This is a genomic window from Pseudomonas sp. W2Aug9 (assembly GCF_023127755.1).
Lineage (GTDB): Bacteria > Pseudomonadota > Gammaproteobacteria > Pseudomonadales > Pseudomonadaceae > Aquipseudomonas > Aquipseudomonas synxantha_A.
The window spans coordinates 21,272-45,443 of the sequence record NZ_SPKL01000002.1; the positions used below are offsets into that span (position 1 = coordinate 21,272).

The window sequence follows — 24,172 nt, forward strand, 5'->3', positions numbered from 1 at the left end:
ATACGCCTTCATGCCTGTAAGACATTTGCACTCTGAAAAGTGCCGTGTGGATCCCATCACAAAGTTGATAAAAAACCCATACACCTTTAGCCAAAGACAAACACCAGACAAAAAAATGCCCGGCAAGCCGGGCATGTTTTTTTCGCGTACTTACAAGTTGTAGCCGCGCTCGTTGTGTTGCGCCAGGTCGAGGCCCACAGCCTCTTCTTCCTCAGTGACACGCAGGCCCATGACCATGTCCAGCACCTTGAGGATGACGAAGGTCACGATGGCTGTATAGATCACAGTGAAGCCTACGCCTTTGCACTGGATCCAGACCTGGGCAGCGATATCGGTCACGGTGCCGAAACCGCCCAGTGCCGGGGCTGCAAACACACCGGTGAGGATCGCACCGACGATACCGCCGATACCGTGCACACCGAAGGCGTCCAGGGAGTCGTCGTAGCCCAGCTTGCGCTTGAGGCTGGTGGCGCAGAAGAAGCACACCACACCGGCAACCAGCCCGATCACCAGAGCACCCATCGGGCCCACGGTGCCAGCGGCTGGCGTCACGGCGACCAGGCCGGCCACCACACCTGAGGCAATGCCCAGTGCACTTGGCTTGCCGTGAGTGATCCACTCGGCGAACATCCAGCCCAGCGCCGCAGCAGCCGTGGCAATCTGGGTGACCAGCATCGCCATGCCCGCCGTGCCGTTGGCCGCCGCAGCGGAGCCGGCGTTGAAGCCAAACCAGCCGATCCACAGCATGGCCGCGCCGATCAAGGTATAACCCAGGTTGTGCGGTGCCATTGGTGTAGTCGGGAAGCCTTTACGCTTGCCCAGCACGATGCACGCCACCAGGCCCGCCACACCCGCGTTGATGTGCACGACGGTGCCGCCGGCGAAGTCCAGCACGCCCCAGTCCCACATCAGGCCACCGTTGCCGCTCCAGACCATGTGCGCGATCGGCGCGTAGACCAGGGTGAACCAGATAGCCATGAAGATCAGCATCGCGGAGAACTTCATGCGCTCTGCGAAGGCACCGACGATCAGCGCCGGGGTGATGATGGCGAAAGTCATCTGGAAGGTGATGAACACGGCTTCCGGAAACAGCGCCGCAGGCCCGGTGATGCTGGCCGGGGTGACACCCGCCAGGAACGCCTTGCCCAGGCCGCCGAAGAAGGAGTTGAAGTTGACCACACCCTGTTCCATACCGGTGGTATCAAACGCGATGCTGTAGCCGTAGACGACCCACAGGATGCTGATCAAGCCGGTGATGGCAAAGCACTGCATCATCACTGACAGAATATTCTTGGAGCGGACCATGCCGCCGTAGAACAGCGCCAGGCCAGGGATGGTCATGAACAGCACCAAAGCGGTGGCGGTCAGCATCCAGGCGGTGTCGCCGGAGTTGAGGACTGGAGCAGCCACTTCGTCTGCCGCCATGGCCAGGCTTGGCATTACGATGGACAGCAGGGCTCCGAGCCCTGCGAATTTACGCAGAGTCATAGTGTTTTCTCCTGGGGCGTTGGGGTTTGGCGGCTTAGATTGCGTCGGTATCGGTTTCGCCGGTACGGATGCGAATAGCCTGTTCCAGATTGACCACGAAGATCTTGCCGTCACCGATCTTGCCGGTGTTGGCCGCCTTGGTTATCGCCTCGATAACCCGGTCAAGATCCTTGTCGTCAATGGCGACATCAATCTTCACCTTCGGCAGGAAATCGACTACGTATTCCGCGCCACGATACAGCTCGGTATGACCCTTCTGCCGACCGAAGCCTTTGACCTCAGTAACGGTAATGCCCTGCACGCCGATCTCGGACAGTGACTCGCGTACATCGTCCAACTTGAACGGCTTGATGATGGCAGTGACTAGCTTCATGAAAACTCTCTCCCGAATTGGTGGACTTGCCCCAGGAAAACAAACCCGTCTCAAGTCTAAGCGCAGTGCCTGGCTTTGTAACGCATCGTCGCCTCGGCATTTGCCGTTGCGACGCCAGCGATCCACTGGTGACGAAACCTGTACCCCTGATCCGTCGGCGCACTGCATTCGTCACAGCGACTGCATCAGTGCATGGGTCATGATCGTCTAAGCAGAAACCTTGCCAGCTCCGTAAAAACCACTGAAATCAGTCCCTTGCTCACTTGTGCCCACCCACGGGGCGTGCGTGTGGCCGCAATGCGCATCAAAACGGTGCGCAGCCGCCCGCTTTGATGCGCGAAAACCGTGCGCAACGCGGCATGAAAAAGACTATAGACGCTGCGTGATACACTGCTGGCCAACTGTTTTCCGGAATGTTTCCCATGCTCGCGCCCAAAGACCTCCTCGACGCCCTGAGCGGCCACGCCTCTCGCCTGTTCAGCGGCGACACCCCGCTGCCCCGCAATGAAATCGAAAGCCAGTTCAAGGCATTGCTGCAAAGTGGTTTCAGCAAGCTCGACCTGGTCAGCCGGGAAGAGTTTGACAGCCAGATGGTGGTGCTGGCCCGCACGCGTGCGCGGTTGGAGAGCCTGGAGGCGAAGGTGGCTGAACTTGAAGCACGGTTGGCGCCATCCTCTGCTGAATAAACACGGTTAGTGTGGGAGCTGTCTTGCCTGCGATGGCGGTGCATCAGCGGATGATTCTTTGCTGACATACCGCTATCGCAGGCAAGCCAGCTCCCACATTTGTTTTGCATTGCCGCCCGGATACGTTCTGTAAAATCTCCCTCGCCCCGCTCCGTCCCACCTCGTCTACCCTTGAAAAACCCGCAGGAAGCGGCCCACCCATTCAAGGAACGAGCATGTCCCTCGCTATCGTGCACAGCCGCGCCCAGGTCGGCGTTGAAGCCCCCGCCGTCACCGTTGAAGTGCATATGGCCAATGGCTTGCCATCGCTGACGCTGGTGGGCCTGCCGGAAACTGCAGTGAAGGAAAGCAAGGATCGCGTTCGCAGCGCCATTCTCAACTCGGCGCTGCAATACCCGGCCCGGCGCATCACCCTCAATCTCGCGCCCGCCGACCTGCCCAAGGACGGCGGGCGCTTTGATCTGGCGATTGCCCTGGGGATCCTGGCGGCCAGTGTGCAAGTGCCGGCCTTGATGCTTGATGACGTGGAGTGCCTTGGTGAGTTGGCGTTATCGGGCGAGGTACGGGCGGTGAAGGGTGTGTTGCCGGCCGCGCTTGCGGCGCGCAAGGCCGGGCGCACCGTGATAGTGCCCAGGGCCAATGCCGAGGAAGCCTGCCTGGCGTCGGGGCTCAAAGTGATTGCGGTGGACCACCTGCTGCAAGTGGTGGCGCACCTTAATGGGCATGTGCCGATTGAGCCCTACAGGTCCGACGGCTTGCTGTACTTGAACAAGCCTTACCCGGACCTGAGTGAAGTGCAGGGCCAACTGGCAGCCAAGCGTGCCTTGCTGATTGCGGCGGCCGGCGCACATAACCTGCTGTTCAGCGGGCCACCCGGTACCGGCAAAACCCTGTTGGCCAGCCGCCTGCCGGGCTTGCTGCCACCGCTGAGCGAGCAGGAGGCGCTGGAAGTGGCCGCGATCCAATCCGTGGTCAGCCTGGCCCCCCTGAGCCATTGGCCCAATCGCCCGTTTCGCCAGCCGCACCACTCGGCATCCGGCCCGGCGCTGGTGGGTGGCGGCTCGAAGCCGCAGCCGGGGGAAATCACCCTGGCCCATCACGGCGTGCTGTTTCTGGATGAGCTGCCGGAATTTGATCGCAAGGTACTGGAGGTGCTGCGCGAGCCATTGGAGTCGGGGCATATCGTGATCTCCCGAGCCAGGGACCGGGTGAGTTTCCCGGCACGCTTCCAATTGGTCGCGGCCATGAACCCCTGCCCGTGCGGCTACATGGGCGAACCCAGCGGGCGTTGTCGGTGCACGCCGGAACAGATACAACGCTATCGCAACAAGCTATCCGGGCCGCTGCTGGACCGGATTGATTTGCACCTGACAGTCGCGCGGGAGGTCACTGCGCTGAGCCCCTCCCAACAGGCCGGTGACACCACCGTGCAAGCGTCCGCCCAGGTGGCGCAAGCCCGTGAACGCCAGCACCAGCGCCAGGGTTGTGCCAATGCATTCCTCGATCTGCCACGGCTACGCGAACACTGCCAGTTGACCAAAGCCGATGAAAGCTGGCTGGAAAGCGCGTGCGAACGACTGACATTATCGCTGCGTGCAGCCCATCGGTTGCTCAAGGTGGCTCGCACCCTGGCGGACCTTGAGCAAGTGGAAGGCATCGCCCGCCATCATTTGGCGGAGGCGTTGCAGTACCGACCAGCCGCTCATGGCTAGCACTTGTCAGGCAAAATCCAGCAACAGCCTCGCCACTTCCAGCACCTCTTCCAGCACCGCTTCTGCCGACTCTGCGGAAGGCTTGAGCATCAGGTCATCGGCATAGCCCATCGCCAGGGCGAAGATCTGCCGTGCAGCGCGCTGACACGACTCGCAGCGAAAGACGCCATCGGCAACGCCCCGCTCGATCACTTCGGCAAGCATGCCTTGCCACTGGGCGTTGATCACCAGGTAAGCCTGGGCCATTTGCGGGTCGTGCATGGCTTCGTCCCAGGCGTCGAGCCACAGCGCCCAAGCGGCGTCAGCGGTACTGGGCAGGCAGTCGCGCAAGAACCCCATAAGCGCTTCTAGCGGTGGAGCATCGGCCAACGGCTCGCGCACTTCATCCAATTGCTCATTGGCAAAGCGCACAAAAGCTTCGCGACGCAGTTCATTCCAGTCACTGAAATAGTGATAGACGTGACTGCGTGACAGCCCGGCATGTTCGGCCAAGTCACGGGTGGACACCGCGGCAAAGCCCTTGCTGCGAAACAGCTCAAGAGCGGCGGCGATGATCTGGTCTTTACGGTCGATACGCGACATGGGCAATTCCTTCGGGCGCCGGTAGATGAGCGGCGCTTGCTTTTTGAGCGATCGCTCAAGGATACTTGAGCAGTCGCTCAATAATAGCGTCTATCACTCCTTTGGTGCACCCATGACATCCGTCACCCCCCAAATTCTGATCGAAGAAAGCCAGAAAATCGGCCAGCAGTCCGCCAGCCAGACACTCAAGGCTATTGCCAAAGCCTATCCCGGCAAGCTGTCTTGCACCTTGTCGCTGGTGGCGCTGGAGAACGCACTGTTGTTGGCCTATCCGCTGTTTGCCGGGTTCGCGGTGGATTCGATTATCCGCGGCGATGCCACCAGTGCGTTGTTCTATGCCGCCGTGGTCATGGCGTTCTGGGTGGTCGGGGCGGCACGGCGAGCGCTGGATACACGCACGTTCACGCGCATTTACGCCGACCTTGCGGTGCCAGTCATCCTCAACCAGCGCCAACAGAACCACAGCACCTCGAAATCAGCGGCACGGGTGGTGCTGGCACGGGAATTTGTCGACTTCTTTGAAAAGCACGTGCCAATCATCGCCACGGCGTTGGTGTCGATTGTGGGCGCGGCGGTAATGTTGATCGTGATTGAGCCATGGGTAGGCATGGCCTGTCTGGCCGCGCTGCTGCTGTGCATGACCTTGTTGCCACGCTTTGCACAGCGCAATCAGGAACTACACGAGCGCCTGAATAACCGCCTGGAGAAAGAAATCGGCCTGGTCGAAAAGGTCGGCGCGCCGACCCTGCGACGTCACTACCAGGTGCTGTCGCGCCTGCGCATCTGGCTTTCAGACCGCGAGGCTGCGGCGTACCTGTTTCTCGGTACGCTCGCGGCTTTGCTGTTTGTGGTCGCGATCAGCCAGTTGGCCTTGTCCCCAGGGGTCAAGGCCGGCCACATCTACGCGGTGATGACTTACCTGTGGACCTTCGTGACCAGCATGGATGAAGCGCCAGGTATGGTCGACCAACTGGCGCGGCTCAAGGACATCGGCAAGCGCGTAGACCCAGGGCTGGGCGACCACTAAGCCTCAACGAAACCGGTCTACCTCCTGACGCAAGCCTGCCGCCAAGGTTTCCAGTTCCTTGGCGGTGACTGCCAGGTTCGACACCACTTCGCGCTGCTCGCTGTTGGCCAGGGCAATGCTCTGCAAGTTACTGCTGAGCAGGGTTGCGGTGCTGCTCTGCTCCTGGGTGGCGGTGGTGATCGCAGCGAATTGCTGGCCGGCCGAGCGGCTTTGCTCATCGATACGCGCCAGGGCCGAGGCGACGTCGGCGTTGCGCGACAGGCCGTCCTGCATCAATACCTTGCCGTGTTCCATGGTGCTGATGGCATTGCCGGTTTCCTGCTGGATGCTCTGGATCATCGCCGAAATTTCATCGGTGGCCTGGCGGGTGCGCGAGGCCAGGTTGCGCACTTCGTCGGCGACCACGGCAAAACCGCGGCCTTGCTCACCGGCGCGGGCGGCTTCGATGGCGGCGTTGAGCGCCAGCAGGTTGGTCTGTTCGGCGATGGAGGTAATCACACCGACGATCCCGCCGATTTCCTGGGAGCGCTGGCCCAAGGTGTTGATCACTGCGGCTGTGCTGTTCAGGGCAGTGGCAATATGCTCCAGCGACGATGACGCCTCTTGCATCGAGGTGCGGCCGATCCGGGTCTGCTGGGCATTCTCTTGCGCCAGGCGCTCGGTGTTGCCCATGTTGTCGGCGATGTTCAACGAGGTAGCGCTGAACTCTTCCACCGCGCCGGCCATACTGGTGATCTCGCCGGACTGTTGCTCCATGCCTTCGTAGGCGCCACCGGATAGCTCCGACAGCGCCTGGGCGCGGCTGTTGACCTGTTCGGCAGCACTGCGGATATGCGAAACCATGGTCGACAGCGCCTCACCCATCTGATTGAAGCTGCGCGCCAACTGCCCGATTTCGTCATGGCTGGACACGTTAAGGCGTGCGCTCAAGTCGCCTGCGCCCAGAGCTTGCGCCTGGCGTACCAAATCACTCAATGGCGCCAGCTTGCTGCGCAACAGCCACACCGTGGCGCCCACTGCCAGCAACATCGCCAGCACGCTGCCGATCACCAGGCGAATCCCGACTTCCCACGTCACGGCGCGTATTTCCGCCTTGGGCATACTCGCCACCACCGCCCAGGGGCCGCCTTCGAACGGCACCGAGACGCTATAGAAATCTTCATTCTTGTCGCTCCAGAAACGCCCTGCCCCCGGCGTCTTTGCCAGGTCGAGCATCACGGCAATGGCCTGGTCCGGCGCCTGCACGCCGGCTGGCGGCACCAGCCAATGCTTCTGCTCATCCAGCAGCGCCAGGGAGCCGGTCTGGCCGAGGCGGAAGCGCTTGAGGTTTTCAAACTGGGCGTTCTGCGCGTCGGTGTAATCGAAGCCGATAAACAGCACGGCGATGACCTTGCCGTTGCTGTCACGTACCGGGCTGTACTGGGTCATGTAGGAACGGTCGAACAATACCGCACGGCCGATATAGGTTTGCCCGTCGGCAACACGCTGGTAAGCCGCGCCCTGTCGGTCAAGCACGGTCCCGATGGCACGATTGCCATCCTGCTTGGTCAGGGAAGTGCTCACGCGGATAAAGTCGTCGCCGCTGCGCACGAATACGGTGGCCACACCGCCGGACATTTGCTTGAACTCATCCACTTCTTCGAAATTGTTGTTCAGCACCTCATTACCCAGGTACAGGCTCGGCGTCTGTACACCGGCCACGGCCACGGGTTGGTCGGCACGCACACTCAGGCCGGCGCCGAAGCGTTTTTCAAACAGCCCGCTCAAACGCTGCGTACTCTCGCGCAAGGTGCTGTGGAAGGTATTGAGTTGGTCGGCGAGCAAACGCGCCTCGCTGGCCAGGTGCTCCTCACGGGTGTCGAGGTTGGCGGAGTCAAGGGAACGCAGGGCAAACACAGTGCTGCCGCTGATAACGACAGCCAGAATCACGGCAAGGGCGAGACCTAACTGGGAGGCAATCCGGGCACGAGGTTGAGACATGACAGCTCCTGGCCGAGGCCAGGATCATCCTGATCTCATAGCGCTGCTCGGCAAATTATCTAGTGGGAAACGTTGGTGCACGATGGTTCCAACACACCTTCTTCGGCGGCACTTGGTAATACTTGAGCGAATCACAGGGGTATCCCGCAAACGATTGCATCAAACGCCGGCCCCTACTCAATCCAGACGTTCAACCTGAGGTAACTCCATCGCTTTGACTTCACCTTGAAGAAACTCCGCCAGCCGTCGCAAGCGTTCCCCCCCGGGACGGGTTTTCGGCCACACCAGGTAGTAACTTTCCCCACTGGCGACCGCCCTGGGCCACGGCAGGCTCAGGCGTCCCTGGGCGACATCTTCGGCCACCATCAACAAATCGCCCATGGACACGCCATAGCCACGCGCCGCCGCGATCATGCCCAACTCAAGGGTATCGAACACCTGCCCGCCCTTGAGAGACACCCGGGACGACAACCCCATGCGCTCCAGCCAGTTGCGCCAGTCGCGACGATCAGGCGTGGGATGCAACAACTCGGCACTCGCCAGGCGGGCAGCGTCCCAAGGCCCATCATCCAGCAGGTTCGGCGCGCCCACGGGGATCAGCAATTCGGGGAACAGGTAACTGGCCTCCCAGTCCGCCGGAAAACGCCCATCGCTCAACAACACCGCACAGTCGAAGGGTTCCTGGTTGAAGTCCACTTCATCCACGCTCATCCACGCACTGGTCAGTTGCACCTCATTGCCTGGCTGCAAGGCGCGGAAGCGACTCAGGCGCGCCAATAGCCAGCGCATGGTCAAGGTGGACGGTGCCTTCATGCGCAGAATGTCATCTTCAGTATTCAAGGTATGACAGGCGCGCTCCAACGCAGCGAAGCCTTCGCGCACGCCGGGCAGCAACAGGCGTGCGGCTTCGGTGAGCTGCAGATTGCGACCGCTGCGCTGGAAAAGGCGGCAGGCGAAATGCTCCTCGAGGGTGCGGATATGCCGGCTGACCGCACTTTGGGTGATGGACAGTTCCTGCGCCGCACGGGTGAAGGAGTTGTGCCGGGAAGCGGCTTCAAATGCACGCAGGGCATACAGTGGAGGAAGACGACGAGACATTGGGAAAGCTCCGACGGCGCAATATCGGCACCCTATCAGAATCAACGAGGCATGAGTTTTAATCATGTGAACGATCGCTTTTATCCTTTTGTGCAAAGCGCCCAAAGCGCCGAGAATCAATCTCCCCCCATTTCCTGACTATTTGAGTGTGATGATCATGCAACATCCGGCACGTACCGAACTCTGGGCCATTCTGCGGCTGTCGGGGCCGTTGATTGCCTCACAGTTGGCGCACATGCTGATGGTGCTGACCGACACCCTGATGATGGCGCGCCTGAGCCCCGAAGCCCTGGCCGGCGGCGGCCTGGGCGCGGCGAGCTATTCGTTCGTGGCGATCTTCTGCATCGGCGTGATTGCCGCGGTGGGCACCCTGGTCGCCATTCGTCACGGCGCAGGCGATATCGACGGCGCCACGCGCCTCACCCAGGCCGGGCTGTGGCTGGCGTGGTTGATGGCCTTGGCAGCGGCGCTGCTGCTATGGAACTTGAAGCCGGTGCTGCTGATGTTCGGCCAGACCGAAACCAACGTACAAGCGGCGGGGCAATTCCTCACCATCCTGCCTTTCGCCCTGCCCGGCTATCTGACTTTCATGGCGCTGCGCGGCTTTACCAGCGCGATCGGCAAGGCGACGCCGGTGATGGTGATCAGCCTGTGCGGCACCGTGGTCAACTACCTGCTCAATCACGCCTTGATCGAAGGCATGTTCGGCCTGCCGAAACTGGGCCTGATGGGCATTGGCCTGGTGACCGCCATCGTCGCCAACGGCATGGCGCTGGCATTGATGTGGTACATCCGCAGCAACCGCGCCTACGCCGCCTACCCGCTGGGTACTGGACTGCTGCGCTTGAATACCCACTACCTGCGCGAGCTGTGGCGCCTGGGCCTGCCGATCGGCGGCACCTATGCAGTAGAGGTCGGGCTGTTTGCCTTTGCGGCGTTGTGCATGGGCACCATGGGCAGTACCCAGTTGGCCGCGCATCAGATTGCCCTGCAAATTGTCTCGGTGGCGTTCATGGTACCGGCGGGGATGTCCTACGCGGTGACCATGCGCATCGGCCAGCATTACGGCGCCGGGCAGTTGTTGCAGGCACGCATGGCCGGTCGGGTCGGCATAGGCTTTGGTGCCATGGTAATGCTGGGATTTGCCGTAGTGTTGTGGCTGTTTTCCGACCCGTTGATCGGGCTGTTCCTGGATCATGACGACCCGGCGTTCCATGACGTCATCGTCCTGGCCGTCAGCCTGCTGGCCGTCGCCGCGTGGTTTGAATTGTTCGACGGTGTGCAGACCATTGCCATGGGCTGTATCCGTGGTTTGAAGGACGCCAAGACCACCTTCCTGGTCGGCCTGGGTTGCTACTGGCTGATCGGTGCGCCCTCGGCCTGGCTGATGGCGTTCACTTTAGGCTGGGGGCCCACCGGGGTATGGTGGGGCTTGGCGCTGGGACTGGCGTGCGCGGCGGTGAGCCTGACATGGGCGTTTGAGGCGAAGATGAAGCGGATGATTCGGCGGGAGCCTGAAATGCAGCCTGCCTTTCAGGCCGCACCGACAGAATAAAGCCCTGCTCGGTCAGAACTGTGGGAGGGGGCTTGCTCCCGATTGCTGAGTGTCAGTCACTGCATTTGCTGACTGACGCACCGCTATCGGGAGCAAGCCCCCTCCCACAGTTTTAATTGTATTTGCACGTCTGGATCGCTCAGCCCAACAGCGCCTGCTGGCTTTGCCCAAACATCAGGTACTCCACCAGTTCCGCCAACGGCAACGGCTTGCTGATCAGGTACCCCTGGGCCTGGTCACAACCGAACAACCGCAACAGCTCAAGCTGCTCGGGTGTCTCCACGCCTTCGGCCACCACTTCCAGGTTGAGGTTGTGGGCCAGGTTGATCATCGCGTGTACCAATTTGCGGTTTTCTTCGCGCTCTTCCATGCCGCCGACAAAACTTTTGTCGATCTTCAACAAGGCGATCGGCAGGCTGTTGAGGTGTACGAATGACGAAAACCCGGTACCGAAGTCATCCAGGGAGAACCGCACGCCGAGGCGGCCCAGGGCGTCCATGGTCTGCTTGACCAGATCGCTGCGGCGCATCACCGCGGTTTCAGTCAATTCGAACTCCAGCCATTGCGCTTCCACGCCACGCTCGGCAATCAGGCGACTGAGTGTGGAGAGCAATTGGCTGTCCTGGAACTGGCGAAACGACAGGTTGACGGCCATGTGCAGCGGCGGCAGGCCGCGTTCGCGCAGGTCTTGCATGTCGCGCAGGGCCCGGGAAATCACCCAGTAGCCCAAAGGCACGATCAGGCCACTCTGCTCGGCCAGCGGCACGAATTCGCTGGGTGGCAACAAGCCGCGCTCACCGTGGCGCCAGCGCACCAGGGCTTCGAGGCCGACGATATGACCGTCGTCCAAGTCCAGGCGCGGCTGGTAATGCAGCTCCAGCTCATCGCGGCGCAAAGCCCGGCGCAGTTCACTTTCCAGGTCGGCCAGGCTGCGAGCGTTGCGGTTGATGCGTTCATTGAAGATGTGAAAGGTGCAGCCCTGGGTGCTTTTGGCCTGCTGCATGGCGATATGGGCGTGCCACATCAACGGGTCAGCGCCGGCGCGGGCGCGCGCATGTGCCACGCCCAGGCTGCAGCCGATCAACAAGCTTTCGCCATCGACCCAGTAAGGCTCGGCCATCACTTCGGTGATGCGCTCGGCCATCCACTCGGCACGCTGGGGCGCGCGACGGGTGTCGATCAGCAAGGCAAATTCATCGCTGCCCAGCCGCGCCAGCTGGTCCCCGGCTTCGAGCTGGCTCTTGAGCCGCGACACCACTTGCAGGATCAACCGATCGCCGGCCTGGTGGCCGAGGGCGTCGTTGGCATGACGGAAGTTGTCCAGGTCCAGATGGCCCAGAGCCAGGCCGCGGCCTTCGTTGTCCGCCAGCCGCGCCGCCAACAGTGTCTGGAAGCCCTGGCGGTTGGCGATACCGGTGAGCGGGTCCTGCTCGGCCAAGCGCTGCAAGGTGTTCTCCAGAACGCCGCGCTCGCGCACATGGCGCAAGCAGCGGCGCAATGTTTCAGGGTCCAGCCCATTCAGGATCAACCAGTCGCTGACACCGAGCGGCGACACCAGCGGCTCCTGCTCCAACAGCAATACACACGGCAAGCTGCAGCGGCCAGGACCGGGCTGCAGGCTGGGCGTGGTCAATAGCACGGCGCCCTGATCGTCATCGAACAGACGACTCACCGAGTCCCAGTTGGGTGCACTGATCAGCACAGCCCCTTCGCCCATCGGCACCAGGCACTCGCGCAACAACGCTGCCCATGCAGGCTCTTCGGCCAGCAGCAGCAAACGCAAGGGTTCGACAGGCGTAGACAAGCTAACTCCCTAGACTCTGCTAAATTTCGTGAGCGATGGCATTATGACGTGCGGCCTGGCAATGATAAATGCGTGACAAATGATAGGTGTTATCAAACACGCAGACTGTGAAAAATAGTCTGAGTATTCCCCACATCCTGCGGCAAAGTAGCAAAACCGGCAAATTTAGATCGAGTGGTACGTCACACCGTCGTTCTAAGGCAGCAGAATCTTGCCAGCCTGTTAAAATGCCCGCCCTTTTGAACAACGACTCCTAAAACTCCGTATGTCCCGACTCAATCCCCGGCAGCAAGAAGCCGTGAACTACGTCGGCGGCCCTCTATTGGTGCTCGCCGGCGCCGGCTCCGGCAAGACCAGCGTGATCACCCGCAAGATCGCGCACCTGATCCAGAACTGCGGCATCCGCGCCCAGTACATCGTCGCCATGACCTTTACCAACAAGGCGGCGCGGGAAATGAAAGAGCGGGTCGGCACCCTGCTCAAGGGCGGCGAAGGCCGCGGCCTGACGGTGTGTACCTTCCACAATCTGGGCCTGAACATCATCCGCAAGGAGCATGTGCGACTGGGCTACAAGCCCGGCTTCTCGATCTTTGACGAGACCGACGTCAAAGCCCTGATGACCGACATCATGCAGAAGGAATACGCAGGCGACGACGGCGTCGACGAAATCAAGAACATGATCGGCTCATGGAAAAACGACCTGATCCTGCCCGCCGAAGCCCTGGAAGCTGCACGCAACCCCAAGGAGCAGACCGCCGCCATTGTCTACACCCACTACCAGCGCACGCTCAAGGCGTTCAACGCAGTGGACTTCGACGACCTGATCCTGCTGCCGGTCAAGCTGTTCCAGGAACACAAGGACATCCTGGAGAAGTGGCAAAACAAGGTGCGCTACCTGCTGGTGGACGAATACCAGGACACCAACGCCAGCCAATACCTGCTGGTGAAGTTGCTGATTGGTACGCGCAACCAGTTCACCGTGGTGGGCGACGACGACCAGTCGATCTACGCCTGGCGCGGCGCCCGCCCGGAAAACCTGATGCTGCTCAAGGAAGACTACCCGTCGCTGAAAGTGGTGATGCTGGAGCAGAACTATCGCTCCACCAGCCGCATCCTGCGTTGCGCCAACGTGCTGATCTCCAACAACCCCCACGAGTTTGAAAAACAACTGTGGAGCGAGATGGGTCATGGCGATGAGATCCGCGTGATCCGCTGCCGCAACGAAGACGCCGAAGCCGAACGCGTGGCCGTGGAAATCCTCAGCCTGCACCTGCGCACCGACCGGCCCTACAGCGACTTTGCGATCCTGTATCGCGGCAACTACCAGGCCAAGCTGATCGAGCTGAAACTGCAGCACCACCAGGTGCCGTATCGCCTGTCGGGCGGCAACAGCTTTTTCGGACGCCAGGAAGTAAAAGACCTGATGGCCTACTTCCGGCTGATCGTGAACCCGGACGACGACAACGCCTTCCTGCGGGTGATCAACGTACCGCGCCGGGAAATCGGCTCCACTACCCTGGAAAAGCTCGGCAACTACGCCACCGAACGCAAGATTTCCATGTATGCCGCCACCGACGAAATCGGCCTGGGCGAACACCTGGACACGCGCTTCACCGATCGCCTGTCGCGCTTCAAGCGCTTCATGGACAAGGTGCGCGAACAGTGCGCCGGCGAAGACCCGATCAGCGCCCTGCGCAGCATGGTCATGGACATCGACTATGAAAACTGGCTGCGCACCAACAGTTCCAGCGACAAGGCCGCGGATTACCGCATGGGCAACGTCTGGTTCCTGATCGAAGCGCTGAAGAACACCCTGGAAAAAGACGAAGACGGCGAAATGACCGTCGAGGACGCCATCGGCAAGCTGGTGTTGCGTGACATGCTTGAGCGCCAGCAGGAAGAGGAAGACGGCGCCGAAGGCGTGCAGATGATGACCTTGCATGCCTCCAAGGGCCTGGAATTTCCCTACGTGTTCATCATGGGCATGGAAGAGGAAATCCTCCCACACCGCTCCAGCATCGAAGCCGACACCATCGAGGAAGAACGGCGCCTGGCCTACGTGGGCATCACCCGCGCACGTCAGACCCTGGCCTTCACCTTTGCCGCCAAGCGCAAGCAATACGGCGAAATCATCGATTGTGCCCCCAGCCGGTTCCTTGACGAGCTGCCGCCCGATGACCTGGCCTGGGAAGGCAATGACGACACCCCCACCGAGGTGAAGGCCGTTCGCGGCAACACCGCCCTGGCGGATATACGCGCAATGCTAAAGCGCTAGAATCGACTACTTTTCAATCTACTTTCGGCGCCTGCTGCGCCATCAGAGGAAGCTTTCCGTGGAAGCACTGCACAAGAAAATTCGCGAAGAAGGCATCGTGCTTTCCGATCAGGTTCTCAAGGTCGACGCCTTTTTGAACCACCAGATCGACCCGGCACTGATGAAACTGATCGGCGACGAATTCGCCGCGCTGTTCAAGGATTCGGGGATCACCAAGATCGTCACCATCGAAGCCTCAGGTATTGCACCGGCGATCATGACCGGGCTGAACCTGGGTGTACCGGTGATCTTCGCGCGTAAGCAGCAGTCGTTGACCCTGACGGAAAACCTGCTGTCGGCAACGGTGTATTCCTTCACCAAGAAAACCGAAAGCACCGTGGCGATCTCCCCACGCCACCTGACCAGCAGCGACCGCGTGCTGGTGATCGATGACTTTTTGGCCAACGGCAAAGCGTCCCAGGCGCTGATTTCGATCATCAAGCAGGCCGGCGCGACTGTTGCGGGCTTGGGGATCGTGATCGAGAAGTCGTTCCAGGGTGGGCGTGCAGAGCTGGATGCGCAGGGTTATCGGGTTGAGTCGCTGGCGCGGGTGAAGTCCTTGGCGGGTGGTGTCGTGACCTTCATCGACTAAATCAACGTGTGGGAGCTGGCTTGCCTGCGATAGCGGAGTGTCAAACGACAGAGATATCGACTGTCAGGCCCTCATCGCAGGCAAGCCAGCTCCCACATTTGATTTGTGTTGCCTGTCAGCGGGCGGTGGCCTGTAGCCCAGCAAGCAATAGCCGCTGATACAAATCCTCTTTAAACCCCTCCGGCTTATCCAGACGCATCCGTACCAAATGCTCGGGATACGCCTGCGGCTCCGGTGCATCCAGTGCCGCCTTGCCCAACTCCAGAATCTCCGTCAGCTTGAATTTGCTCTTGAGCCAGTTCAGCGCTCGCAACAAGTCCCGCTCCTCATCCGTGAAATCACTGCCCAACGGGTATTCCGGGAACAACCGTCGATGCTTGGCCTGAATCGCCTGGAGGCGTTCCGGCGTGTTGTCCGCAAAGCGCGGATCCAGCTGGAAGTCCTTGGGCAGCTTGCCGGCCTTTTGTGCCTGCTCAATCAAGTCGCCCTGGAAACGCGAGTCGGTGATATTGAGCAGCGCTTCGATCACCTTGGCATCCGTCTGCCCGCGCAAGTCGGCAATGCCGTACTCGGTAATGACGATATCCCGCAGGTGCCGGGGAATGGTGCAGTGGCCGTACTCCCAGACAATATTGGAACTGACCTCGCCCGCCGACTCCCGCCAGCTGCGCAAAATCAGGATTGAACGCGCACCGTCCAGCGCATGCCCCTGGGCAACGAAATTGTATTGCCCGCCCACACCGCTGAGCACGCGACCGTCTTCCAGCTGGTCGGCCACGCCGGCACCGAGCAATGTGACCATGATTGCGCTGTTGATGAAGCGCGCATCCAGGCGCTGCAGCCGCTTGAGTTCTTCCTGGCCGTACAGCTCGTTGATATAGCTGATGGCAGTCATGTTGAATTCGAGACGCTTGGCGTGGGTCATTTCCTGCAAGCGCTGGTAAAAACTGCGCGGCCCTAGAAAGAAGCCACCGTGGATCGACACGCCATCGGGTTGCGCCGCATCGTCCAGAGTGCCTTCGTTGGCCTGCGTCTGGGTCGCCACATCCGAGTAGACCTTGCGGCGCACAATCCCCGCATCCGCCAGCACCAACAGCCCGTTGACGAACATCTCGCTGCAACCGTAAAGACCACGTGCGAAAGGCTCGACACCGCCCTCACGGCTGATCAGTGGCGCCCACTGATACACATCCAGGTCCGTCAGCAGCAATCGATAGGCTTCGTTATCGGCCTGGCGCGCCAGCAAGGCGGCGGTCAGCGCATCGCCCATGGAGCCAATGCCAATCTGCAAGGTGCCGCCGTCACGTACCAGGGTGCTGGCGTGCAGGCCAATAAAATGATCCTGGAAGCCCACCGGCATGTTCGGCGTGGAAAACAATGTGGTGCTGTCTTTTTCATCGAGCAGGTAGTCGAACGCGTCCATGCCCAACTCGGCGTCGCCGGGCATGTAGGGCAGATCGCTGTGGACCTGGCCGACAACGAGGATGGTTTCCCCGGCTTCGCGGCGCTTGGCGATCATCGGCAGCAGGTCGAGGGTGATATCCGGGTTGCAGCTCAGGCTCAGGCGATCAGGATGCTCGGCGCTGCTGGCAACCAGTTGCGCCACCAGGTTCAGGCCGGCAGCATTGATGTCGCGTGCGGCATGGCTGTAGTTGCTGCTGACGTAATCCTGCTGCGCCGAAGTGCTGTGGAGCAGGCTGCCGGGCTGCATGAAAAACTGTTGCACTTGGATATTTTTCGGCAGGCTGTCCTTGTGCAGGTCGGCGAGGAAGTCCAGTTCAGGGTAGTCACCAAACACCCGCTCGATGAACGGTTCGAGAAAGCGCTTCTGCAAGCCATCGCCCATCGTCGGGCGGCCCAGGCTCAACGCGGTGTAGATCGTCAGCGCCCGCTCCGGCAGTTTGGCAATACGCCGGTACAGCGCGTTGGCGAACAGATTGGGCTTGCCAAGACCCAGCGGCATGCCCATGTGGATATGCGCCGGCAACCGCGCCAGTACGTCGTCAACTGCTTGCTCGATTGAACACAACTGCACCATCGGACTGCTCCCGAACATTCCATGAATTGGAGTTGGACCGAGCTTGCCGGGTCTTTGCTGCAATGAACAGCGTCGAAACACAAATCGCGAGCACAAAAAAGCCGCTCGTAAGCGGCATTTTTGGCGAAGATCGTCTGATTACAGGCCGGACATCTTCTTGATGGCGCCTTTGAGGTCTTCATCCGAGCAATCAGCGCAGGTGCCTTTGGGTGGCATGGCGTTGATACCGGTGATGGCCTTGGCCAGGATGCCATCGAGGCCGCCCTGGTGGTCGGCGCGTTCTTTCCAGGCGGCGGTGTCGCCAACTTTCGGCGCACCCAAGAGGCCAGTACCGTGGCACGCGTTACAGTGCTTGGCGATAATCTCGTCCGGTGTTTTCGCACCGCCACCGCCCGCTGCCACGGCCACTTCCATGCCCTTGCATTCCTGGCCCTGGACGCAAACCTGGCCCACAGGCTCCAGGCGCTTGGCAATGTCATCATTGGTCGCAGCTTGAGCGCTGACAGCCCATAGGGCCAGTACGGTTGCTGGTGCAGCCAGCATTTTCATAATTAGGTTCACGCGTTCACCCTCAATGGTGGCTATTCACGCCTGCGGCCACGGTTTCGCAGGCGGCGAAAGTATAACGGTTAGCCCGGGCTGCCGAAACAACCCTATTAAATAAAGGGAGATACGGCCACACGGATACAGCTATGGGAGCCTCTGCAACGCTGGCAGGGCGCCTCTTTTGTTAAAAGTTCGCGGGCGTGGCTGCGCTGATTAGTCGCGCCGGCACATCGAACGGGTTGCGAAAACGATGGGGCTTGGTGCTTTCAAAGTAGTAGCTATCGCCAGCTTCGAGCACAAAAGTTTCAAGACCGACCACCAATTCCAGGCGACCTTCCAGCAGAATCCCGGTTTCCTCGCCCTCATGGGTGAGCATTTCTTCGCCCGTGTCGGCGCCCGGCGGGTAAATTTCGTTGAGAAAGGCGATGGCCCGGCTCGGGTGCGCCCGGCCCACCAGTTTCATGGTGACGGCACCGTCAGAGATGTCGATCAGCTCATTGGCTTTATAGACGATCTGCGTCGGTATTTCCTGGAGGATCTCCTCGGAAAAGAACTCGACCATGGACATGGGGATACCGCCCAGCACCTTGCGCAGGGAGCTGATCGAGGGGCTGACGCTGTTTTTCTCGATCATCGAAATGGTGCTGTTGGTGACGCCCGCGCGCTTGGCAAGCTCGCGCTGGGAAAGACCTTTGAGTTTACGGATGGATTGCAGTCGTTCGCCGACGTCCAATGCAGGAGCCTCCTAGGATTCAGGCTTTGTTGTAATTGAGCGTTATCATGGCGACAGCGTTCAGTATTTACAACACTTGGGCCTAAATCCCGGGCAGCTGCATTCGTATCCGGCCATCAAGCGCCGCAATAGAGCCTTGGCACCCGGCGCAGGTTGCAGAAAATCTGGTAGGGAATGGTATCGGCAGCAGTGGCGACGTCACTGGCGAGGATGTTCTTGCCCCACAACTCCACGGTTGAGCCAAGGCCCGCTTGGGGTAAGTCGGTAAGGTCGACACACAGCATGTCCATGGACACGCGCCCCAGCAGTTGGCTGCGCTGGCCCGCCACCAGCACCGGCGTACCGGTTGGCGCGTGGCGGGGGTAACCGTCGGCATAGCCCATGGCAACCACTCCGATGCGCATCGGCTTGGGCGTGACAAACCTGGCGCCATAGCCCACGGGTTCGCCAGCCGGCAGTTCGCGTACACAAATGATTTTGGACTCCAGGGTCATCACCGGCTGCAACCGTGCGGCAAAGGCCTGGTCTTCGCCAAATGGCGTTGCGCCGTAGAGCATGATGCCTGGGCGTACCCAGTCGCTGGCCACGCCTGGCCAGCCTAATACAGATGGGGAGTTACGCAGGCTGACTTCGGCAGCCAAGCCTTGGCGAGCTGCTTCGAATACCGTGACTTGTTCGTTGCTGCTGACGCAATCGAGCTCATCGGCGCGGGCAAAATGGCTCATCAACACGATCTTCGCGACTTTGCCGCTGGCCAGCAGACGCTGGTACGCCTCTTGATAATCCTTGGGATGCAAGCCGACACGGTGCATGCCCGAGTCCAGCTTGAGCCACACGGTCAGCGGTTTGCTCAGCTTGGCCTGTTCGATGGCCTCAAGCTGCCACAACGAATGCACCACACACCACAAATCCTGTTCGATGATCAGCGGCAACTCGTCCGCCTCAAAAAAGCCTTCCAGCAACAGCACCGGCGCGCGAATGCCGGCGGCACGCAGTTCCAGGGCTTCCTCGATGCACGCCACGGCAAACCCGTCGGCTTCGGTTTCCAGTGCCTGGGCCACGCGCACGGCACCATGGCCGTAGGCATCGGCCTTGATCACGGCGAGCGCCTTGGCCCCCGTGACTTCACGGGCCAATTGGTAGTTGTGGCGCAGGGCTTGAAGGTCGATCAGGGCACGGGCTGGACGCATGGCGGCAGGCTTCTAGGCAGCAAGGTGAAGAAAAACCGGTGCCGACCAACAACGTCGGCGCCGGGAGAGGGATCGTTGCTAAGGCAGCGCCGCCACGACGGACAGCTCTACCAGGATTTGCGGCTCGCACAATTTGGCTTCAACCGTGGCACGGGCCGGAGCGACGCCTTTGGGCAGCCACTTGTCCCACACCGCGTTCATGCCGGCGAAGTCGGCGTCAATATCCTTCAGGTAGATGGTCACCGACAGCAACCTGGACTTGTCGGTACCGGCCAGGTCCAGTAAACGCTCGATATTGACCAGGGTTTCACGGGTCTGCTGTTCAATCCCGGCACTCAGGTCGTCGCCGACTTGCCCGGCCAGATACACGGTACCGCTGTGAACCACGATCTGGCTCATGCGCTCATTGGTGAGCTGGCGCTGGATTGACATGTTGTGCGGACTCCTGGTGATTGCCATAACGGGAAATATCGAGGCCGGCGGCGCTGATCTGCGGCGTTTTCTTTGCCATCAGGTCGGCCAGCAAGCGGCCAGAGCCACAGGCCATGGTCCAGCCGAGCGTGCCGTGACCGGTATTCAGGAACAGGTTCTTGAATGGGGTGGCACCGACAATCGGCGTGCCGTCGGGTGTGGTCGGACGCAGACCGGTCCAGAAACTGGCTTGGGCCAAATCGCCGCCCTGAGGATAAAGGTCGTTGACGATCATCTCCAGAGTTTCACGTCGACGTGGATTCAGCGACAGGTCAAAACCGGCTATTTCAGCCATGCCGCCGACACGAATACGGTTGTCGAAACGGGTGATCGCGACCTTGTAGGTCTCATCGAGAATGGTCGAGGTGGGCGCCATTGCCGGGTTGGTGATCGGCACGGTCAGCGAGTAGCCCTTGAGCGGGTAAACCGGTGCCTTGATCCCCAGGGGCTTGAGCAGCTTCGGCGAGTAACTGCCGAGGGCCAGTACATAGCGGTCGGCGGTTTCCAGCTTGCCGTCGATCCACACGCCGTTAATGCGATCACCGGCGTAATCGAGGCGCTGGATGTCCTGCTCGAAACGGAACTCCACGCCCAACTGCTTGCACATCTCGGCCAGGCGCGTGGTGAACATCTGGCAGTCGCCCGTCTGGTCATTCGGCAGCCGCAAAGCACCGGCGAGGATATCCGTAACGCTGGCCAGGGCCGGTTCAACACGGGCAATACCGGCGCGATCAAGCAATTCGAACGGCACGCCGGACTCTTTCAACACCGCGATATCCTTGGCGGCACCGTCAAGTTGGGCCTGGGTGCGGAACAGCTGGGTCGTACCGAGGCTGCGGCCTTCGTAGGCAATGCCGGTCTCGGCACGCAATTCGTCGAGGCAGTCGCGGCTGTACTCGGACAGGCGCACCATGCGCTCCTTGTTCACCGCATAGCGGCTGGCCGTGCAGTTGCGCAGCATCTGCGCCATCCACAGATATTGATCGACATCGGCGGTTGCCTTGATCGCCAGCGGCGCGTGGCGCTGCAGCAACCACTTGATAGCCTTGAGCGGCACGCCCGGCGCGGCCCATGGCGAGGCGTAGCCAGGGGACACCTGGCCGGCGTTGGCGAAACTGGTTTCCATGGCAGCGGCAGGCTGACGGTCGACCACCACGACATCGAAGCCGGCCCGCGCCAAATAGTAGGCACTGGTCACCCCAATGACACCGCTACCCAAGACCAGAACGCGCATTTTTATATCCTCATCACGGGCTTAGCCGCTGACGTGTGTTATTCGAGCAATGATGGACGCAGTGTAAAAAACAATCACCAGTGCATTTCACTATATAAATGCCTATATTTGGCGACAATTCTTGGCAAAAACCCTTTTCACAGAGGCGTATCCCCTATGCGTACCAACACCCAGACCAAGCGGGAGCTGGACAAGATCGACCGCAATATCCTGCGCATCCTGCAAACCGACGGGCGCATTTCGTTCACGGAGCTGGGGGAGAAGGTCGGGCTGTCCACCACTCCCTGTACCGAGCGGGTGCGGCGCCTGGAGCGCGAAGGGATCATCATGGGCTACAACGCGCGGCTCAACCCGCAGCATTTGAAAGGCAGCCTGCTGGTATTTGTCGAGATCAGCCTGGATTACAAGTCTGGCGACACCTTTGAGGAATTTCGCCGCGCCGTGCTGAAACTGCCTCATGTGCTGGAGTGCCACTTGGTATCAGGGGACTTCGACTACCTGGTGAAAGCGCGTATCTCGGAGATGGCTTCGTACCGCAAGTTGCTCGGCGATATCCTGCTCAAGTTGCCCCATGTGCGCGAATCCAAGAGCTATATCGTGATGGAAGAGGTGAAGGAGAGCCTGAACCTGCCGATCCCCGATTGACTCAGTCAGACCAGCACTTGCCGGGTACTCGCCATGTACTCATGGATCTGCTTCTCGACCCGCGGATGAATCAGCTCAACCGGTCGGCGCCCATTGGGGCATGGCAAGGTCTTGGTGGTGCCGAAGAGGCGACAGATCAGTGGCCGCTCGTCATACACCGTGCACCCATGGGGCCCCAGGTGCACGCAGTTCAGCTCATCCATGGCGGCCTCCTGCTCGGCGGCCGTCTTGCGTGGCAGGCGCGACATTTCCTCAGGCGAAGTGGTCACCGGCCCACAGCAGTCATGGCAACCCGGAACACATTCAAATGAAGGAATCTGTCTGCGCAGCGCGCTGACTTTCTGACTGTTGCAACTCATCGATACACATACCCAACGGCGAATAGGCGTGGATTCTGACGCAAAACGCAGCGCGCAGACAGCTTCATCGGACCGCTGTATCCTGCGTCAAATTTTCCAAACAGGGAGGCTCCCCATGACCGCCAGCGCCCGGCATACCGCGTCCTACTACGCCGCCAGCAGCGTGCCGCACCCCGAGTACCCGGCGTTGACAGGCGAGCTGCGCGCCGATGTATGCGTGATTGGCGCGGGGTATTCCGGGCTCAACACGGCTTTGGAGCTGGCCGAGCGCGGCTTCAGCGTGGTGGTGCTGGAAGCGCGCAGGGTTGGCTGGGGCGCCAGCGGGCGTAATGGCGGCCAGTTGATTCGCGGCGTCGGCCACGGGCTGGATCAGTTCGCGTCCGTGATCGGCAGTGACGGCGTGCGCCAGATGAAGCTGATGGGGCTGGAAGCCGTGGAGATCGTGCGTGACCGCGTAGAACGCTTCCAGATTCCCTGCGACCTGACCTGGGGCTACTGCGACCTGGCCAACAAACCCCGTGATTTGCAGGGCCTGGCGCAAGATGCCGAAGAACTGCGCAGCCTGGGCTACCGCCACGAGGTACGCCTGCTGCAAGCCAGCCAGATGAGCAGCGTGATCGGCTCCGAGCGCTATGTGGGCGGCATGATCGACATGGGCTCTGGTCACCTGCACCCACTGAACCTGGCGCTGGGCGAAGCGGCCGCCGCGCAGCAGTTGGGCGTGAAGTTGTTCGAGCAGTCTGAAGTGACGCGCATCGACTACGGCCCCGACGTCAAGGTGCACACCGCCCAGGGCCACGTACGTGCCAAAACCCTGGTGCTGTGCTGCAACGCCTACCTGAATGGGCTCAACCCGCAGTTGAGTGGCAAGGTACTACCGGCCGGCAGCTACATCATCGCCACCGAGCCCTTGAGTGAAGCGCAAGCGACCCGCCTGCTGCCGCAGAACATGGCCGTGTGTGACCAGCGCGTGACGGTGGACTACTTCCGCCTGTCCGCCGACCGCCGCCTGTTGTTCGGCGGCGCCTGCCACTATTCCGGACGCGACCCCAAGGATATCGGCGCCTATATGCGACCGAAAATGTTGCAGGTATTCCCGCAACTGGCCGACGTGAAGATCGACTACCAATGGGGCGGCATGATCGGCATCGGCGCCAACCGCCTGCCGCAGATCGGCCGGTTGGCGGATCAACCCAATGTGTATTACGCCCAGGCTTACGCGGGTCACGGCCTGAATGCCACGCACCTTGCGGGCAGGTTGCTCGGCGAAGCCATCAGCGGCCAGCAACAGGGGCGTTTCGACCTGTTCGCTCAGGTGCCGCACATCACCTTCCCCGGTGGCAAACACTTGCGTTCACCGCTGCTGGCGCTGGGGATGCTCTGGCACCGCCTCAAAGAACTGGTGTGATCAACTGCGCCAGAACGGCTTCAAGCCTTCCTGGCGCGCCTGTTCAGCGGTCAAACCCACGTCCAGCAGCTGCTCGCGGGTCAGCGTAAGCAACGCCTTGCGCGTGTGACGACGTTGCCAGAACAGGCTCCAGCGGCTGCCGACAGGCGCAGTCGTTGCCCGCTCCTGCCCTGCTTCCAGTTCTTGGCCGTGTAGCGCCAGCCGCACATCGCTCATGCCGTTCATTTTGCTGCCCCTCGTTGGCTTGTTGCCTTGAGTGACTAGGATGGGGGCACGGGCAAAACCATTACAGATCCAGCCTGTTTTTATTAAATCCATACAGATACTGCCTATGGAT

At 60.8% G+C, this 24,172-nt stretch carries 22 protein-coding genes; 8 read left to right on the plus strand and 14 right to left on the minus strand.

Annotated features, from left to right (window positions below; translation table 11 throughout):
• Positions 1 to 150: 150 nt before the first annotated feature.
• Both E3O56_RS01270 and glnK read right to left on the minus strand, forming a co-directional pair.
• Positions 151 to 1,488, minus strand: coding sequence for an ammonium transporter (locus tag E3O56_RS01270; protein WP_032878752.1), 1,338 nt, complete (start codon positions 1,486 to 1,488; stop codon positions 151 to 153).
• Positions 1,489 to 1,522: 34 nt separating this feature from the next.
• Positions 1,523 to 1,861 (minus strand): P-II family nitrogen regulator, encoded by a 339-nt coding sequence (gene glnK, locus E3O56_RS01275; protein WP_002555808.1) that lies wholly within the window; start codon positions 1,859 to 1,861, stop codon positions 1,523 to 1,525.
• Positions 1,862 to 2,283: 422 nt separating this feature from the next.
• Between glnK and E3O56_RS01280 the strand changes: the two genes are divergently transcribed.
• Positions 2,284 to 2,547: an accessory factor UbiK family protein gene (locus E3O56_RS01280; RefSeq protein ID WP_005792456.1), complete on the plus strand. Its 264-nt coding sequence runs from the start codon at positions 2,284 to 2,286 to the stop codon at positions 2,545 to 2,547.
• A 215-nt stretch (positions 2,548 to 2,762) separates the two neighbouring features.
• Positions 2,763 to 4,259, plus strand: coding sequence for a YifB family Mg chelatase-like AAA ATPase (locus tag E3O56_RS01285; protein ID WP_248127666.1), 1,497 nt, complete (start codon positions 2,763 to 2,765; stop codon positions 4,257 to 4,259).
• 6 nt (positions 4,260 to 4,265) lie between these two features.
• Here the strand turns inward: E3O56_RS01285 and E3O56_RS01290 are convergent, their stop codons facing one another.
• Positions 4,266 to 4,841, minus strand: coding sequence for a TetR family transcriptional regulator C-terminal domain-containing protein (locus tag E3O56_RS01290; RefSeq protein WP_032878749.1), 576 nt, complete (start codon positions 4,839 to 4,841; stop codon positions 4,266 to 4,268).
• Between the two features lie 112 nt (positions 4,842 to 4,953).
• On the opposite strand from E3O56_RS01290, the gene E3O56_RS01295 reads away from it, so the two are divergent.
• Positions 4,954 to 5,868, plus strand: coding sequence for an ABC transporter six-transmembrane domain-containing protein (locus E3O56_RS01295; protein ID WP_179119857.1), 915 nt, complete (start codon positions 4,954 to 4,956; stop codon positions 5,866 to 5,868).
• Between the two features lie 3 nt (positions 5,869 to 5,871).
• Here E3O56_RS01295 and E3O56_RS01300 read toward each other — a convergent pair whose 3' ends face one another.
• Both E3O56_RS01300 and E3O56_RS01305 read right to left on the minus strand, forming a co-directional pair.
• On the minus strand, positions 5,872 to 7,848 hold the full coding sequence (locus E3O56_RS01300) for a methyl-accepting chemotaxis protein (RefSeq protein ID WP_248127668.1): 1,977 nt from the start codon (positions 7,846 to 7,848) through the stop codon (positions 5,872 to 5,874).
• A gap of 177 nt (positions 7,849 to 8,025) precedes the next feature.
• Positions 8,026 to 8,946 carry a LysR substrate-binding domain-containing protein gene (locus E3O56_RS01305; protein WP_078822626.1) on the minus strand — a complete coding sequence of 307 codons (921 nt, stop codon included), beginning with the start codon at positions 8,944 to 8,946 and terminating at the stop codon, positions 8,026 to 8,028.
• 151 nt (positions 8,947 to 9,097) lie between these two features.
• Between E3O56_RS01305 and E3O56_RS01310 the strand changes: the two genes are divergently transcribed.
• Positions 9,098 to 10,501 (plus strand): NorM family multidrug efflux MATE transporter, encoded by a 1,404-nt coding sequence (locus E3O56_RS01310; protein WP_248127670.1) that lies wholly within the window; start codon positions 9,098 to 9,100, stop codon positions 10,499 to 10,501.
• Positions 10,502 to 10,640: 139 nt separating this feature from the next.
• On the opposite strand, the gene E3O56_RS01315 is transcribed toward E3O56_RS01310, so the two are convergent.
• Positions 10,641 to 12,305 carry a bifunctional diguanylate cyclase/phosphodiesterase gene (locus tag E3O56_RS01315; protein WP_005792463.1) on the minus strand — a complete coding sequence of 555 codons (1,665 nt, stop codon included), beginning with the start codon at positions 12,303 to 12,305 and terminating at the stop codon, positions 10,641 to 10,643.
• A 265-nt stretch (positions 12,306 to 12,570) separates the two neighbouring features.
• Between E3O56_RS01315 and rep the strand changes: the two genes are divergently transcribed.
• Positions 12,571 to 14,580: a DNA helicase Rep gene (gene rep, locus E3O56_RS01320; protein ID WP_005792464.1), complete on the plus strand. Its 2,010-nt coding sequence runs from the start codon at positions 12,571 to 12,573 to the stop codon at positions 14,578 to 14,580.
• Positions 14,581 to 14,638: 58 nt separating this feature from the next.
• Positions 14,639 to 15,211 (plus strand): xanthine phosphoribosyltransferase, encoded by a 573-nt coding sequence (locus tag E3O56_RS01325; protein ID WP_032878740.1) that lies wholly within the window; start codon positions 14,639 to 14,641, stop codon positions 15,209 to 15,211.
• A gap of 115 nt (positions 15,212 to 15,326) precedes the next feature.
• Here the strand turns inward: E3O56_RS01325 and E3O56_RS01330 are convergent, their stop codons facing one another.
• The 6 genes from E3O56_RS01330 to dadA all read right to left on the minus strand — a co-directional run bounded on the left by E3O56_RS01330 (position 15,327) and on the right by dadA (position 21,423).
• Positions 15,327 to 17,249, minus strand: a complete 1,923-nt coding sequence (locus E3O56_RS01330) for an acetyl-CoA hydrolase/transferase C-terminal domain-containing protein (protein ID WP_248127672.1) — start codon at positions 17,247 to 17,249, stop codon at positions 15,327 to 15,329.
• Positions 17,250 to 17,387: 138 nt separating this feature from the next.
• Complete coding sequence (locus tag E3O56_RS01335) at positions 17,388 to 17,798, minus strand: c-type cytochrome (RefSeq protein WP_032878737.1); 411 nt, start codon at positions 17,796 to 17,798, stop codon at positions 17,388 to 17,390.
• A gap of 181 nt (positions 17,799 to 17,979) precedes the next feature.
• Positions 17,980 to 18,528, minus strand: a complete 549-nt coding sequence (locus E3O56_RS01340) for a cupin domain-containing protein (RefSeq protein ID WP_005792468.1) — start codon at positions 18,526 to 18,528, stop codon at positions 17,980 to 17,982.
• A gap of 116 nt (positions 18,529 to 18,644) precedes the next feature.
• On the minus strand, positions 18,645 to 19,718 hold the full coding sequence (alr, locus tag E3O56_RS01345; protein ID WP_005792469.1) for an alanine racemase: 1,074 nt from the start codon (positions 19,716 to 19,718) through the stop codon (positions 18,645 to 18,647).
• A 78-nt stretch (positions 19,719 to 19,796) separates the two neighbouring features.
• Entirely contained in the window at positions 19,797 to 20,150 is a 354-nt protein-coding gene (locus E3O56_RS01350) for a RidA family protein (RefSeq protein ID WP_005792470.1), read from the minus strand.
• Positions 20,122 to 21,423 (minus strand): D-amino acid dehydrogenase, encoded by a 1,302-nt coding sequence (gene dadA, locus E3O56_RS01355; RefSeq protein WP_032878734.1) that lies wholly within the window; start codon positions 21,421 to 21,423, stop codon positions 20,122 to 20,124. Before dadA ends, E3O56_RS01350 begins: the two co-directional genes overlap by 29 nt.
• A 156-nt stretch (positions 21,424 to 21,579) precedes the next feature.
• Between dadA and E3O56_RS01360 the strand changes: the two genes are divergently transcribed.
• Positions 21,580 to 22,068 carry an Lrp/AsnC ligand binding domain-containing protein gene (locus tag E3O56_RS01360; RefSeq protein WP_003176896.1) on the plus strand — a complete coding sequence of 163 codons (489 nt, stop codon included), beginning with the start codon at positions 21,580 to 21,582 and terminating at the stop codon, positions 22,066 to 22,068.
• Positions 22,069 to 22,073: 5 nt separating this feature from the next.
• Here the strand turns inward: E3O56_RS01360 and E3O56_RS01365 are convergent, their stop codons facing one another.
• A complete protein-coding gene (locus E3O56_RS01365) occupies positions 22,074 to 22,427 on the minus strand; it encodes a YkgJ family cysteine cluster protein (protein WP_005792472.1) in 354 nt (117 codons plus the stop codon).
• 115 nt (positions 22,428 to 22,542) lie between these two features.
• On the opposite strand from E3O56_RS01365, the gene E3O56_RS01370 reads away from it, so the two are divergent.
• Entirely contained in the window at positions 22,543 to 23,835 is a 1,293-nt protein-coding gene (locus E3O56_RS01370) for an FAD-binding oxidoreductase (RefSeq protein WP_032878732.1), read from the plus strand.
• Here E3O56_RS01370 and E3O56_RS01375 read toward each other — a convergent pair whose 3' ends face one another.
• Positions 23,836 to 24,060: a DUF1127 domain-containing protein gene (locus tag E3O56_RS01375; protein WP_248127674.1), complete on the minus strand. Its 225-nt coding sequence runs from the start codon at positions 24,058 to 24,060 to the stop codon at positions 23,836 to 23,838.
• Between the last annotated feature and the right edge of the window lie 112 nt (positions 24,061 to 24,172).